Source organism: Acinetobacter schindleri CIP 107287 (assembly GCF_000368625.1).
Classification (GTDB): domain Bacteria; phylum Pseudomonadota; class Gammaproteobacteria; order Pseudomonadales; family Moraxellaceae; genus Acinetobacter; species Acinetobacter schindleri.
Window position 1 is genome coordinate 272,281 of record NZ_KB849574.1, and the last position, 15,051, is coordinate 287,331.

A 15,051-nucleotide genomic window follows, 5' to 3' on the forward strand; every position below is an offset into this window, starting at 1 on the left:
AATGTCGGATTTTACAACAATAGATACAACTTTTCCTTTGATTTATTCTTAAAATATTACAACAATAGAGATACGCATAAAAAATCTTTATAGGTGATTAAGATGAATCTCGCAGCCTTTGAAGCCTTTGTAAAAGTCATGGAAACTGGATCAATTTCTCTGGCGGCAGATCAGCTTTTTATTACTCAACCCGCCGTGACCAAACGGATTCATAGTCTGGAAGAGTATTTTGGAGTCAAGCTGTTTGAATCAGCGGGTCGTGGTGTACAAGCAACCCATGCCGCGCATTCGCTGTTACCGAAAGTGAAAAACTGGCTGAATGAACTGGGCGATATTCATCATACCCTTAGTCATGAACAAGGCCAGATTCAGGGCAAACTGAAAATTGGTACCAGTCATCATATTGGTCTACATCACCTTCCAGCACATTTGCGTCAGTATGTACTGCAATATCCGGATGTGACCCTGGATGTGCACTTTGTTGATTCTGAACAGGCGCATGAACAGGTGATTGCCGGTGACTTGGAACTGGCTTTCCTGACTTTACCTCCACATGGCGATGAACGGTTGAACTATGTGACTATCTGGAACGATCCATTGGTGTTTGTAGTTGCTCCCTTCCATCCATTGGCCCAGCAGAAGAATCTGTCACTGGACGATCTGGTGCATTACCCGAGCCTGTTACCGTCTGCACAAACCTATACCACGCAAATTACCATGGCAGAGTTTGAAAAGCGTGGTGTCAAACCAAAGATCACCATGAGTAATAATCCACTCGAATCGATCCGCATGCTGGTTTCCATTGGTCTGGGCTGGTCAGTACTACCACAAACTCTTGTAAATCATGATTTGCAACAGCTGGATATTCCTCTGGAAATGAATCGCCAGCTTGGCATGGTCTGGCATCCGGGACGTACCCAGTCCAAAGCTGCACAGGCCCTGGTTGAGTTAATGCAACAGCCTAAACTCTAAATCACTTCATTTTAAAATAAGAGGCTGCGATGGATTCAATTCGCAGCATTTTGTTACCTAAATGAGCAACAACTGCATCCTGCTTTGCATTAAGTTTAGGATATTCCCTGCGCGGACTTATCAGTGGAATATCTTAAAATTCTTCATGGAGTCTGATGGATGCAGCCCGATTCAACCTTATTTAAACCTAACCAGCCAAATAGTAAGTCACCTACATATTTAGCAGACGACAGCCCTTGGCAACAGGGAAAAATTCGCCTGCTTCCAACGCCTAATTTAAACTTTGAAGACATTTCCACAGCGCGCCATGTGATTCGTGAATATTTCCTGAATACCTTTGACACCTACGAATCCCTGTTTGACTGTCTGCGCAATGAAGAAGCATTTTATGTCAAACCGATTAGTCTGCGTCATCCGCTGATTTTCTATTTCGGTCATACCGCTACTTTTTTTGTCAATAAACTGCTGCTCAGCAAACTGATTCCTGAACAGCTGAATCCACATATGGAAAGTATCTTTGCCATCGGTGTAGATGAGATGAGCTGGGACGATCTGGATGATCAGAATTATGACTGGCCTGAAGTCAGTGAAGTAAAAGCGTATCGGCACCGGGTACGAGCCTTGGTACTGAAGATCATAGAAAATGCACCTCTAGAACTACCACTCAACTGGCAGAATCCATGGTGGTCAATCCTGATGGGTATTGAGCATGAACGGATCCATCTGGAAACTTCGTCGGTATTGATTCGACAACATCAACTGCAATATGTGCAGAATCATCCACTATGGCATGCCCGAATCCTGACTGGCCCTGCACCAGAAAACCAGCTTCTTCCTGTTCCTGCGGGAACGGTTCGACTGAATAAAAATTTCACTGATCCATATTATGGCTGGGACAATGAATACGGTCTGCATGAAGCGGAAATCAATGCGTTTCAGGCATCACAATTTCTGGTGTCCAATCAGGAATTTTTCAACTTTGTCGAAGCTGATGGTTATCAGCAGTCAGAATACTGGAGTGAAGAAGGTAACGCCTGGCTGGAATTTATTGAAGCGCAACATCCAAGCTTCTGGATCAAAAAAGAGGATGGCTGGCATTTGCGTATCATGCTGGAAGAAATTCCGATGCCGTGGGATTGGCCAGTCGAGGTGAATTACCACGAAGCCAAAGCCTTCTGTAACTGGAAATCAGCACAAACCGGTGAATCAATCCGTTTGCCGAGCGAAGATGAATGGTATCGGCTGTATGACCATGTCGGCCTGAATCCTAAACGACCGCTACCTTTAGAAGCCAATATCGCCTTGCAACATGCACCTAATCCTTGTCCGGTACACCAGTTCCAGCAAGGCGAGTTTTATGATGTACAAGGCAATGTCTGGCAATGGACTGAAACTGCAATCTATCCCTTTGAAGGTTTTCAGGTCCATCCAATTTATGATGACTTTAGTACCCCAACCTTCGATGATCGGCATAACCTGATTAAAGGCGGTTCCTGGATTTCAGGTGGTAATGAAGCTTTGCATAGTTCCCGTTATGCCTTTAGACGACACTTTTTCCAGCATGCGGGTTTTCGCTATGTGGCTGGGTCAGATGAACCAGTTTCACCCTATCATTCACATTATCAGACGGATGAACTGATTTCGCAGTATCTGGAATTTCAGTACGGTCAGGAGTATTTTGGCATTCCGAATTTTGCCAGGTCTCTCATTATCCTCGCCGAGCCTTATTTTGTAAAAACTGCCAGAAAAAAAGCACTCGATCTTGGCTGTGCCACAGGACGCGCCAGCTTTGAACTTGCGCAGCATTTTGCACAGGTAACAGGTCTAGATTTCTCGGCACGTTTTATTCAGCAAGGTATAGCCTTAGCGCAAGGTGCAACTTTAGGTTATACCATTCCGGTTGAAGGTGAACTGGTCGAATATAAATCCTGTTCACTGCAAGGGACTGGACTTGATCAGGTTGCTCACAAGGTCGAGTTTTATCAGGCGGATGCCTGCAATCTAAAACCGCAATTTAAGGAATACGATTTCATTCTGGCAGCCAATCTGATTGATCGGCTGCACCACCCTAAAGCCTTTTTGCACGAGATTCATCAGCGACTAAATATTGGTGGCATTCTAATGCTGGCTTCACCTTATACCTGGCTGGATGAACATACCGCGCGTAGTGAATGGTTAGGCGGTTTTAAGCAGGCTGGAGAAAATTTTACGACCTTAGATGGAATACAGGAATTATTGAGTCCACATTTTGAAATGCTGGCTGAACCTATAGATGTTCCTTTTGTGATCCGTGAAACAGCGCGTAAATATCAACATACCCTGTCACAGGTCACTTTATGGAAACGCATACGTTAAGATGCCAAAATCAAATAAAAAGCCAGTCATCGGACTGGCTTTTGGTTTTAAGATACATTCAGATTTCGATGGTCGCATCCTCATGCAGGGATTCATTCAGTTGGTCTACCACGATGGCCCATTCACCATCAGACGTAATCTTTTCAGCGAGAAACTGGCGCTGTGCCTCAGACCAGTAGGGTGCATCCAGCAGATTAAAATCCTTATGCAGCTGATGATTGTTAATGAAGGTTGCAATTCCTTCCTCACTGGCATCCAGGCCCAACTGTTCAAATAGGTGCGTCATGCGTGGTCTTACTTTATTCATTTCAACTACCTCTGAGTTTCCCTTATTCTCATTATGCAAATTAAGCTTAGCATGAGCTGCAGTGAGCTAGTGTGACAATAGTTTATTTTTCACCTTGAATCTGTGCACATAAAAAAGCACAACCTGAGTTGTGCTTCACAGATTTGAACGCTGCAGATGATTAAATCGACCAGTCCTGAATTTCCCAGCCCTGCTCTTTCGCCAGTGCTTCTAAACGATCATCCGGATTGACTGCAATGGCATGATCAGCATGTTCCAGCAAGAAGCGGTCATTGATTGAATCCGAATAGGCCCAGGACTCGGTCACATCACGGCCTTCCAGCCACTGTTCCAGGCGGATCAGTTTGCCTTTTTGGTAACAGGCAGTATTGATCACTTTACCGGTATATTTACCATCAACAATTTCAGCATTCGTCGCGATAATTTCGGTAATGCCAAATTCACGAAAAATTGGCGCAGTAATAAAGTCAGAAGTTGCAGTAATACCGACCAATTCATGTCCTGCTTCACGGTGACGTTCAATTGCCTTAAAACCTTCTGGACGCATTTGCGGACGAATGACTTTTTGCATGAAGAGTTGATGTAGTTCAATCAGATAATCATTGTCATGTTTGGTTAAAAATTCAAAGACAAATTCATTATAGGCATAGGGGTCCAGCTGACCTTTTTTATAATCTTCATAGAACTTGTCATTCATGGCACGGTGATGAACAGGGTCAACCAGGCCCTCGTTGACCAAGAATTCTCCCCAAGAATGATCCGAATCTGTATTTAACAAGGTGTGATCGAGATCAAATAGCGCCAATTTCATGAAAATACTCGTAAAAACTGAAATTTAAGAAAAAAATTGTAAATCTATCTCCGCTAGTCGATAGAAATTCGTTAAGATCATAGCAATTTTAACATTTTTAAACTTTGCTTTTTTCGTGCTGGATACAGAAATAAAAATCCCCGAGGGCAAAGGCATAAATTACACAATATTAGGTGCCAAATGATCGACTCTGAAGGTTTCCGACCGAATGTCGGGATCATTTTGGCAAACGATGCTGGACAGGTTTTATGGGCGAAGCGCATTGGACACAATGCATGGCAATTTCCACAAGGAGGTATCCAATATGGAGAAACCCCTGAGCAGGCACTCTACCGTGAGCTGAGAGAAGAAGTCGGCTTACTGCCCGAACATGTCCAAATTATAGCGCAAACCAAAGGCTGGCTGCGTTATCGTTTGCCACACCGGTACATTCGTACGGATTCAGATCCGGTGTGTATCGGCCAGAAACAAAAGTGGTTTTTACTCAAACTGACGGCGTCAGTACAGAACATTCAGCTTGATCTGTCTGACCCGCCCGAATTTGATCAATGGCAGTGGGTCAGTTACTGGTACCCGCTTGGTCAGGTCGTGAATTTTAAACGCGACGTATACCGCAAGGCCATGGTAGAACTATGTCAGCAACTTCCCAAGGAAAAACCTTAAAAACTGCACAAATATGCAGATTTTTTAGGCAGTTATTGTTATAAATAAAGAATATACCGGACCCTAAATTACGAAGGAGCAGCGCGAATGTCGAATATGCAACTGGAGACCCTGAGACGTATTGTTCAAGAGATCAATGCGTCAGCCAGTTTGCACGAATCACTCGACATTATGGTTAATCAGGTAGCCCAAGCGATGCAGGTCGACGTCTGCTCCATTTATCTGCTGGATGAGCGCAACCAGCGCTATCTACTGATGGCATCTAAGGGCCTAAAACCTGAAGCGGTGGGCCATGTGTCGCTGCAAACTGGTGAAGGTCTGGTGGGGCTGGTCGGACAGCGCGAGGAAATCGTCAACCTTGACAATGCCCCGAAACATGAGCGTTTCTTGTATTTACCTGAAACCGGGGAAGAAATTTATAACTCTTTCCTTGGCGTTCCGGTCATGTACCGTCGTAAGGTCATGGGCGTTCTTGTGGTTCAGAATAAAGAACCTCAGGATTTCTCAGAAGCTGCTGAATCCTTCTTAGTGACGCTCTGTGCTCAGCTCTCTGGTGTAATTGCCCATGCCCATGCAGTCGGCAATATTGATGTGTTCCGCAAGCCCAGCAATCTGCCTGCTTATAAAACCTTCCAGGGTGTATCAGGCTCAGGTGGTATTGCTCTAGGTCGTGCCGTGATCCTCTATCCGCCCGCAGATCTGGGAGCAGTTCCGGATCGTGAAGCGGATGACATCAGCGAAGAACTTGCCCTGCTCGACAACGCGCTAAATTCCGTACGTGAAGAAATCCAGTCTCTTGATGACAAGATGCAGGATGCTCTCATGGCTGAGGAACGTGCACTGTTCAGTGTGTTCCTGCGTATGCTGGACGAAAATGCCCTGCCGGCTGAAATCAAGGAACTGATCCGTGAAGGTCACTGGGCGCAAGGAGCGGTACGAATTGTCATTGAAAACCATGTGGCGCAGTTTGCCCAGATGGAAGATGACTATTTACGTGAACGTGTTGCTGACCTGAAAGATTTAGGCCGCCGGATTCTGGCTAAATTACAGGAAGCTGATGAAAGCCATCGTGAACTGACCGATGAAAGCATCCTGATTGGCGAGGAAATCTCGACCGCAGCGCTGGTAGAATTACCTGTTGATAAAATTGCAGCGATTGTCACCACTGAAGGTGCAATGAATTCACATATGGTGATTGTCGCGCGTGCACTCGGTATTCCGACCGTAGTGGGTGTGACCGAATTACCTATCAATACCCTTGATGATGTCGAAATGATTGTTGATGCGCATCAGGGTCGGGTATTTATCAATCCGCCACGTCGTCTGCGTACCCGTTATAAAGAAATTCAGAAAGAAGAAGAACAGCTCGCCAAAGATCTGCGTCAATATGAAACCAAGGATGCGATTACCCCAGATGGTGTGGCTGTACGCTTGTTCGTGAATACAGGCTTGATGATTGATGTGGTACGCGGTGTACAGCGCGGTGCCAAAGGCGTCGGTTTATACCGTTCTGAAATTCCCTTTATGCTGCGCGACCGCTTCCCGGGTGAAGAAGAACAGCGTGCCATTTACCGCCAGCAACTTACTCATTTCGCCAATAAACCGGTGGTGATGCGTACCCTCGATATTGGGGCAGATAAAGACCTGCCATATTTCTCGATTGAAGAAGAAAATTCGGCATTGGGCTGGCGCGGGATTCGTTTTACCCTCGATCATCCAGAAATTTTCTCTTCGCAAATTCGTGCGATGTTAAAAGCCAGTATTGGACTGAATAATCTACATATCCTGCTACCAATGATCACCAGTGTCAGCGAAGTAGAAGAAGCACTATATTTGCTGGAACGTGACTGGGTTGCAGTCCAAGAAGAAGAACAGGTCAAGATCACCAAGCCTAAAATTGGTATCATGCTAGAAGTGCCGAGTGTCCTGTATCAGATTGATGAATTTTCTGAATTTGTCGACTTCTTCTCGGTCGGCTCTAATGACTTGACCCAATATTTACTGGCAGTGGATCGTAATAACCCGCGTGTCGCCAACGTTTATTCGCATTTGCACCCTGCCGTTTTACGTGCCCTGACCCGTTTGGTACAGGATTGTCATCGTAATGAAAAACCGATCAGTATATGCGGGGAAATGGCAGGTGATCCGATTTCGGCTGTGCTGCTGATGGCCATGGGCTTTAATACCCTGTCAATGAGTTCAAGTAATATTTTGCGGGTGCGTAAGACGATTTGTCATGTACCCATGCCGGATGCTCAGGACTTATTGGAACATGTGCTAAAACTGGATAATCCGCTGGTCGTAAAAAGCTGGATGGAACATTATTTCCGCACGCATGGTCTGGGAGATATGGTGAAAGGCGCGACCCGAATCGTGGGAGCTTAAGCTGCTAAATTTAGCAAAACTGCCATAAACAAAAAGGGAGATAGTCGTTTGAGTATCTCCCTTTTTTGTGCTTGCTATAGCCACGTTTTGCATCTTTTTTGCGGTCTGTAAACACTTGGCTTTTGTTGACCTCATGCATGTGTTTGGCCACAAAGTTATGTATTACTGCTTCTGGTAGCTGCTTTTTCTTTGCCATCTTTTCACCTGTTTTTTGACATAGCATCTGAATTGACACTGTGCATATATTGCGCTCTATTCAGTATATTTCAAGTGGTTTTCAATATTTTTAGGATTTGAGAATAACCTTTAACAAGAAGCTATTCTCTCCTCCTTTTTAATATTTTATGAAGATGAGTCTTGAGCTAAAGCCCGTTCCAAAATCCTCTCTACATCTACTTGTTTGGCACTCATCATACCTACTACTCGTCCATGAAACTTGCTGTATCGGGTCTGAATAAATGCATTAAAAATAAATTCAGGTGCATGACGTTGCAGTAATACGGCTTGGGCTAAAATAGTCAAGCGGCTGACCAGACTACGCCCCATAAATTGCAGTTCATCTGCAGGCTGCTGAAACAGTTTAAACAGCGTCTGAAGTTCCTGTTTCAGTATTTCATCCTGCATTGCAGTAGCAGCCAAATCCTGAAACAGTATTTCAATCGATTCCGGTTCACGACCAATGGCACGCAGTACATCCAGACACATGACATTGCCTGAGCCTTCCCAAATGGTATTCACTGGCGCTTCTTTGAAAATTCGTGCCATGATGCCATGATCGACATAGCCATTACCACCAAAGACTTCCATGGTTTCACCGGTCAATTCTACGGCACGTTTGCAGATCCAGAATTTGGAAGCCGGGGTCATAATCCGCTTCCAGGCCAGTGACAAGGCATCATCATTTTCATAACAAGAAGCCAGATAGAAACTCAGCTGTATTGCCGCTTCTGTTTCCAGTGCCAGATCAACCAGCACTGCCTGCATTAAGGGCTGTGCTGCCAGATGCTTGCCAAAAGCCTTACGCTGTCGGGTATAGGCCAGACATTGCACCAGCGCCTGACGTAACATCGCAGTACTGCCAACCGAGCAGGTCAGACGGGTGTAGTTCGCCATTTCAATGATAGTTGGGATACCCCGTCCTGCTTCACCGATCATGATGCCCCAAGCTTCCTGAAACTCAACTTCCGAGCTGGAATTGCTACGATTCCCAACTTTGTCTTTGAGTCGCTGTACATGAATATTATTCTTGGTTCCATCTTCACGCCAACGTGGAACAAAGAAACAGGCCAGACCATCCTGTTCAGTTTTCGCCACGACCAGATGGGCATCACACGTCGGTGCTGAAAAAAACCATTTATGACCGGTCAGCAGATAAGCCTGCCCTCGACCTGATTCACCGATAGGCACGGCAAAGGTTTCATTCGCCCGAACGTCGGAACCGCCCTGCTTTTCAGTCATCCCCATACCCAGCCAGATTGATTTTTTTTGGGCAATCGGCAGATCACGTTCATCGTATTCAGTAGATAATAATTTATCGCCGATTTTGGCCCAAAGTTCCGGTTCACGCTGGATCAAGGGAATACTGCCGAGGGTCATCGAAGTCGGGCACAGACTGCCACATTCTACCTGTCCACTCAGGTAAAACCGTGCTGCCCAGTCGACCCATTTAGATTTTGATTCAGCTTGATTAAAAGGATGTGCATGACTATCAAACTGACGATTGATGCGCATCCATTGATGCCATGCAGGATGAAATTCAATGTAATCACGACGGCGACCACGGGCATCAAAAGCATGCAGAATAGGCGTATGCCGGTTTGCCAAATCGGCATATTGATAATATTCTGATGAACCGACCACCTGCCCCATTTCATTTAAAATTGTCTGATCCTGACTACCATAGCTTTGCAAAATTTCCTGCAAAGTGGTATCAGTTGCAAACAGGTTATAGTCCTGTTTTTCATCAAACTGATTGCTGATCTGATGGGTTGTCCATGTGTTCATCTTATCTTCCTTAATCTTCATTTTTGTTGTGTGGTTTTCAGTCCAGTATAGAGAAAAAGTGGCGAATACCTATTAAGTTTTCAGTAAGACCATCTATTTTTCATGACTGGTCGTTCTATGAGCTGATTGACCAATAAAAATTCAGGTAATAAAAAACCGGCCCTACGACCGGTTTCCTATTTCAAGATCGAAAAATTATCGTTTCACATCAAAACGGTCTGCATTCATGACTTTGACCCATGCCTTGACAAAGTCACGCACGAATTTTTCTTTATTGTCATCCTGAGCATATACTTCTGCATAAGCACGAAGAATCGAATTCGAACCAAAGACCAGGTCTACACGTGTTGCAGTCCATTTCTTCACACCTGTCGCACGTTCAACAATGTCATACTGGTTACGGCCAGTTGCTTTCCATTGATAGTTCATATCCGTCAGGTTCACAAAGAAGTCATTGCTTAAGACACCAACATTGTTGGTGAGGACACCTTCTGGCGCACCACCATAGTTGGTTCCGAGTACACGCATACCCCCAACCAGCGCAGTCATCTCAGGTGCAGTCAGCCCTAACAGTTGTGCACGATCGACTAGCAGCTCTTCAGCCTGAACCACATATTCATCTTTTAGCCAGTTACGGAAACCATCGTATTTCGGTAACAGGTCTTCAAATGAATAGGCATCTGTCTGTTCCTGAGAGGCATCGCCACGGCCCGGTGTAAATGGCACTTTGATATTTACACCTGCTGCTTTGGCTGCCTGTTCAATTGCTGCGCTACCGCCCAATACAATCAGATCAGCAATGCTGACTTTCTTCTCAAGACCCGCCTGAATCTCTTCAAGTTTATTCAATACTTTATTCAGGCGTTCCGGTTCATTCCCTTCCCATTGACGTTGTGGCTCTAGACGGATACGCGCTCCATTGGCACCACCACGATAGTCGGAACCACGGTAAGTACGTGCACTATCCCAAGCCGTATTGATCAGTTCGGTTGGGGTTAAACCACTGATCAGTAATTTTGCTTTGAGTTCCTCAATTTCAGCCTCAGACAAGGTGTAGTCCACTTTTGGAATTGGGTCCTGCCAGATCAGATCTTCAGCCGGTACGTCTGGGCCAAGATAACGGGATTTTGGCCCCATATCACGGTGGGTCAGTTTAAACCATGCGCGTGCAAACACTTCAGAGAAGTAGGCCGGATCACGATAGAAACGCTCTGAAATTTTACGGTATTCCGGATCAATTTTCAGTGCCATGTCAGCATCGGTCATCATCGGATTACGGCGTACACTGGTATCATGTGCATCAAATGGTTTGTCTTCTTCCTTGATGTTAATCGGTTCCCACTGTTTCCCGCCTGCCGGGCTGACAGTTTTTTCCCAATCATAGTTGAGCAATAGATAGAAGAATTCATTGTCCCATTTGGTTGGGTTGGTGGTCCAGGCACCTTCCAGACCACTGACCATGGTATTCGCCGCGTTACCAGTCCCTTCCGGGTTATGCCAGCCCAAGCCCTGAAATTCGATATCTGCGCTTTCAACATCTGGTCCAAGCAAATCTGCTTTACCATTACCGTGTGACTTACCTACAGTATGACCACCTGCGGTCAAGGCAACTGTTTCTTCGTCATTCATGCCCATACGGTCGAAAGTGACTCGCATATCCTGCGCCGTACGTAAAGGATCCTGTACACCATCCACTCCTTCAGGATTGACATAGATCAGACCCATTTGCACCGCAGCAAGAGGATTTTCTAGCGTTGAACGATCTTGGTTATTTTCATAACGACTTTCGGTCGGTGCCAGCCATTGGCGTTCATCCCCCCAGTACACATCTTTTTCAGGATGCCAGATATCTTCACGACCACCAGCAAAACCGAAAGTTTTCAAACCTGCAACTTCATAGGCCACTGTCCCTGCGAGGATAATCAGGTCACCCCAAGAGAGCTTGTTACCGTATTTTTTCTTGATCGGCCATAACAGACGACGGCCTTTATCGGTATTGACATTATCTGGCCAGCTGTTCAACGGTGCAAAACGCTGGTTACCCGTATTGGCACCACCACGTCCATCTTGCTTACGGTAAGAACCTGCCAAGTGCCAGGCAGTACGAACAAACATACCAATATAGCTGCCATAATCTGCTGGCCACCATGCCTGGCTGGTCGTGATCAGTTCACGCAGATCTTGTTTTACTGCTTCAAGGTCAAGGGAATTAAATGCTGCTTTATAATCAAAGTCGGGATCAAAAGGATTGGTTTTTCTATCGTGTTGAGAAAGAATGTCGAGGTTAAGCGCATTTGGCCACCAGTCCGTATTGTGTGAGCTGGCATTGCTTGCCGCTGTACCTTCGTGTTTTTGATGAAATGGGCAGCCTGATGCTTGCAAATCTTGTGTCATTTTGTAGCTCCAAAACTTTATAAAGTCTGTTTGATCTGAACTGTTTAAACATCTTATTTACTTCAACATACCCCTTTTATGTGACAAGCTAAAACAATTTTTATGAATACAAACCATCGTTTTCTTCTATCTAAAAGCTTGTAAATTCATTCATTATTTATTTTTTGCAATTTTCTAGGGGAAATTGCAGAGAACTGGTGAGTTGATGAAAATTAAACCATCTTCAAGATTGCTTCTGTTATTCGACTAAAGTTATAGAACATAGATGTAAGAAAGGCGCTCCAGCGACAACATGAGTCTATCAATCATTACAAAGATTGATTTGAATCCTGAGATTTTTTAGTTCAAGACGCACTTTTGCGTCTGCTTACTGTTGTCTTTAGGGATGTTATTGGCAAAAGCAAACGCCGTTGCGCCTATTTAAATCAGTGATCTGAATATGCAGTTTAAAAGGCTGCTATTTGAAGATATTTTCTATCCATATCAATTAAAAAAATAGCTTCTTATACACGTCCCTGGGTACGTTCCAGCCAGACGGCCTGAGTTTGTGGTTTCACAAACAGGGTAATAATTTCCGGATGGATCTGTTTGATCTGCGCTTCAATCCGGTTGACGCAGGCTTCAATTTCATCCGAATTCAGATTATCCATAAACTCCAGGCTTAAAGAAGCAATCACCTGATGTGCACCGATCTGTTCGGTCAGTACCCCGTTGGCACTAAACACTGCGATATCCTCCTGCGCAATCAGCAGCACATTTTCCCGCAGTTTCGGATCGGCAGTTTCACCAAGTAACAGCCCTTTTGTTTCACGCGCCAACAGCCAGGCCGATACAGCCAGTACCAAACCAATCAGAATTGAGGCCGCTCCATCTAGCTCAGGGATATTTAGCTGATGTGCGAGAAAAATACCTACCAGCGCAATAAAAAGTCCGATCAATGCAGCCGTATCTTCAAATAACACAGTAAAAGTCGTTGGGTCTTTACTGCGTCTAAAAGCTTCAAAATATCCCATTTTGCCTTTGTGTTTGCGAAAGGCTTTTAAAGCCACGAACCAAGAAGTTCCTTCACATAAAATCGCAATACCGAGCACAATATAGTTAATCATCGGGTCCCGCATTTCTTCAGGGTGGATAATGTGCTGGATACCCTGATAGATTGATACAATGGCGCCCAAAGCAAAGACCATTAAGGCGACAATAAAGGCCCAGAAATATAGCTCACGACCATAGCCAAAGGGATGCAATGCATCGGGGCGTTTTTGAGATTTTTTCATACCGTGCAGCAGCAGAATTTCATTCAGGGTATCCACTACCGAATGAATAGCTTCACTCAACATGGCAGAACTATTGGTAATATAGGCCGCGACAAATTTAACCAGTGCGATTGCCAGATTGCCAAACAGCGCAGCATATACCACAATTTTATTAGATTCAGATGACATGCAAATTTGTCCTGGTTTTTATTGTGAAACAGATGGATCTATTTGATTTTTCATTTTATCTATTCGCATCTTAATAAACTGCCGGCATAAATTGTTTATCGTTTTGTTGTTCTCATTTTTTCCAAGAATCTTTATCCTTACAATGTTTATCATCTGTACTGATCAGCACACTTTTTGACTGGAAGTGTGAGCATAATCAGTATGTTTTCGCCTCATTTGCTGAATGACGTATAGGTCCTGAGGATCTGTCATTAGATTATTGACTATGAGGATGTGCAGCAGGTGCAACTGTTCCATGTGGAACATCAGCAGCAAATTTTGGGTTTGATGCACATTACTGAACAATGCGGGAAATACTGTTTATTGTATCTGATGCGACTATCTTTGACTTAAAGCCTGGATTTGAGCTCATCTGCCGTTCTGAAAGGGATAGAAAAGACATCCCTACCCGGTTCTGCATCAAAAACCAGAAAGGAAGCCCTGGCTTCCTTTCTAAATATTTTTTTAATTTGAATAATACAGTTTAGGATTTAGAAAAATACTGCTCGCGCCATTCCTTCCAGAAATACATCACAATTCCAAACATCACGATTACAATGCCAATAAAGGCATTTGAGCTAATGTGTTCATTATTTAAAGTTGCTCCCAAGACCAACGCAATCACAGGTGTCATCACATTGCTTAAAGACACTGTCGACGCTGCCAAACGACGAATGAGCCAGAAGTAGCACAGCATTGCCACAATGGACGACAAAATCATAGTAAAGACAAACCCAATGATGGCATTGGTACTTGGTATTTGAGTCGGAAAATGTTGCCAAATAGAGGGAATCAATGCCAAGGAACCTAGCGCTGAAAAAATCAGAGAACCCGTGGCTTGTGACATTGGTTTCAGTGGTGCATTAATTTGTTTGACCCAAAAAATGGAGCTGATATAAGAGATCATACTAATCACCATCAGTACCACGCCCCAAGGATTCACATTGCTTTCAGCAGAGTCGGCAAATACAAACGTTAAGCCACTCACCGCAACCGCCATACCGAGCCATTGCAACCACACCAATTTATGAGTCTTTAAAATCACATGACCGATTAAACCCGCAATCAGCGGTGACAAGCCAAAAATTAATGCCATCAAACCTGAAGTTAAGTAATTGGCAGCAAGATAAATAAACAGCTGTGCGCCAATCAAGTTCAAGCTACCTGCCAAATAACTTTTCATGGACACTGCGTCAAATGGCAGCGGATCACGCATGATTTTAAGTAGGGCTAAGGCAATCAGGGACGCACCAAAATAACGGATGATCAGCACCCACATGGGATGCACTTCCGCCACACTCCAGACAATCGCAAGTGGCGTCGCTGCCCAAATGAGTACCAGCAGAGCATAAATACTTGCGGTGACGATCATGGGAGATGATGAATTTGAACTCATAAACTGCTCAATAAAAATGTATTAGACAGAATCGAACCAAATTTATGTTCAAATCTGCATTCAACAATACGGGGAGCGGCAGGGATGCCGCTGGATCGTTTGGGGTATAGGGATATACCCTCAAACGATCAAAAGATTTTTGTTACTTTTAATCTTTTAAAAGTAAAAATCACCTATACGCAAACTTTACTCAAATATAATGACAACTAAGGTCGTGACAACAAAGTAAAGTGCATAAAAAAGCAGACCTAGGTTGCCCAAGGTCTGCCCTTTTGTAAACTCA

11 protein-coding genes are annotated in these 15,051 nt (G+C 44.5%); 4 read left to right on the forward strand and 7 right to left on the reverse strand.

Annotation, left to right across the window (positions count from 1 at the left end):
* Positions 1-102: 102 nt before the first annotated feature.
* Positions 103-972, forward strand: a complete 870-nt coding sequence (locus F955_RS01530) for a LysR family transcriptional regulator (RefSeq protein ID WP_004890356.1) — start codon at positions 103-105, stop codon at positions 970-972.
* Between the two features lie 159 nt (positions 973-1,131).
* On the forward strand, positions 1,132-3,327 hold the full coding sequence (ovoA, locus tag F955_RS01535; RefSeq protein ID WP_004890359.1) for a 5-histidylcysteine sulfoxide synthase: 2,196 nt from the start codon (positions 1,132-1,134) through the stop codon (positions 3,325-3,327).
* 58 nt (positions 3,328-3,385) lie between these two features.
* Here ovoA and F955_RS01540 read toward each other — a convergent pair whose 3' ends face one another.
* Complete coding sequence (locus F955_RS01540) at positions 3,386-3,634, reverse strand: DUF2789 domain-containing protein (RefSeq protein WP_004890360.1); 249 nt, start codon at positions 3,632-3,634, stop codon at positions 3,386-3,388.
* Positions 3,635-3,794: 160 nt separating this feature from the next.
* Entirely contained in the window at positions 3,795-4,445 is a 651-nt protein-coding gene (locus F955_RS01545; RefSeq protein ID WP_004813338.1) for an HAD family hydrolase, read from the reverse strand.
* Positions 4,446-4,625: 180 nt separating this feature from the next.
* Between F955_RS01545 and F955_RS01550 the strand changes: the two genes are divergently transcribed.
* Together F955_RS01550 and ptsP are read left to right on the forward strand one after the other, a co-directional pair.
* The gene (locus F955_RS01550) at positions 4,626-5,108 is read left to right on the forward strand and encodes an RNA pyrophosphohydrolase (protein WP_004813339.1); all 483 of its coding nucleotides are present in this window, start codon (positions 4,626-4,628) and stop codon (positions 5,106-5,108) included.
* Between the two features lie 87 nt (positions 5,109-5,195).
* Entirely contained in the window at positions 5,196-7,493 is a 2,298-nt protein-coding gene (gene ptsP, locus F955_RS01555) for a phosphoenolpyruvate--protein phosphotransferase (RefSeq protein WP_004813340.1), read from the forward strand.
* Positions 7,494-7,503: 10 nt separating this feature from the next.
* Here the strand turns inward: ptsP and F955_RS01560 are convergent, their stop codons facing one another.
* From F955_RS01560 to F955_RS01585, 5 genes are all read right to left on the reverse strand, one after another.
* On the reverse strand, positions 7,504-7,689 hold the full coding sequence (locus tag F955_RS01560) for a DUF7230 family protein (protein ID WP_017401511.1): 186 nt from the start codon (positions 7,687-7,689) through the stop codon (positions 7,504-7,506).
* A 146-nt stretch (positions 7,690-7,835) separates the two neighbouring features.
* Positions 7,836-9,497 (reverse strand): acyl-CoA dehydrogenase family protein, encoded by a 1,662-nt coding sequence (locus F955_RS01565; protein ID WP_004890362.1) that lies wholly within the window; start codon positions 9,495-9,497, stop codon positions 7,836-7,838.
* 195 nt (positions 9,498-9,692) lie between these two features.
* Positions 9,693-11,891, reverse strand: a complete 2,199-nt coding sequence (katG, locus tag F955_RS01570; RefSeq protein ID WP_004813351.1) for a catalase/peroxidase HPI — start codon at positions 11,889-11,891, stop codon at positions 9,693-9,695.
* Positions 11,892-12,394: 503 nt separating this feature from the next.
* A complete protein-coding gene (locus F955_RS01575) occupies positions 12,395-13,333 on the reverse strand; it encodes a cation diffusion facilitator family transporter (RefSeq protein ID WP_004890364.1) in 939 nt (312 codons plus the stop codon).
* Positions 13,334-13,856: 523 nt separating this feature from the next.
* The gene (locus F955_RS01585) at positions 13,857-14,768 is read right to left on the reverse strand and encodes a DMT family transporter (RefSeq protein ID WP_004890366.1); all 912 of its coding nucleotides are present in this window, start codon (positions 14,766-14,768) and stop codon (positions 13,857-13,859) included.
* Positions 14,769-15,051: the final 283 nt, after the last annotated feature.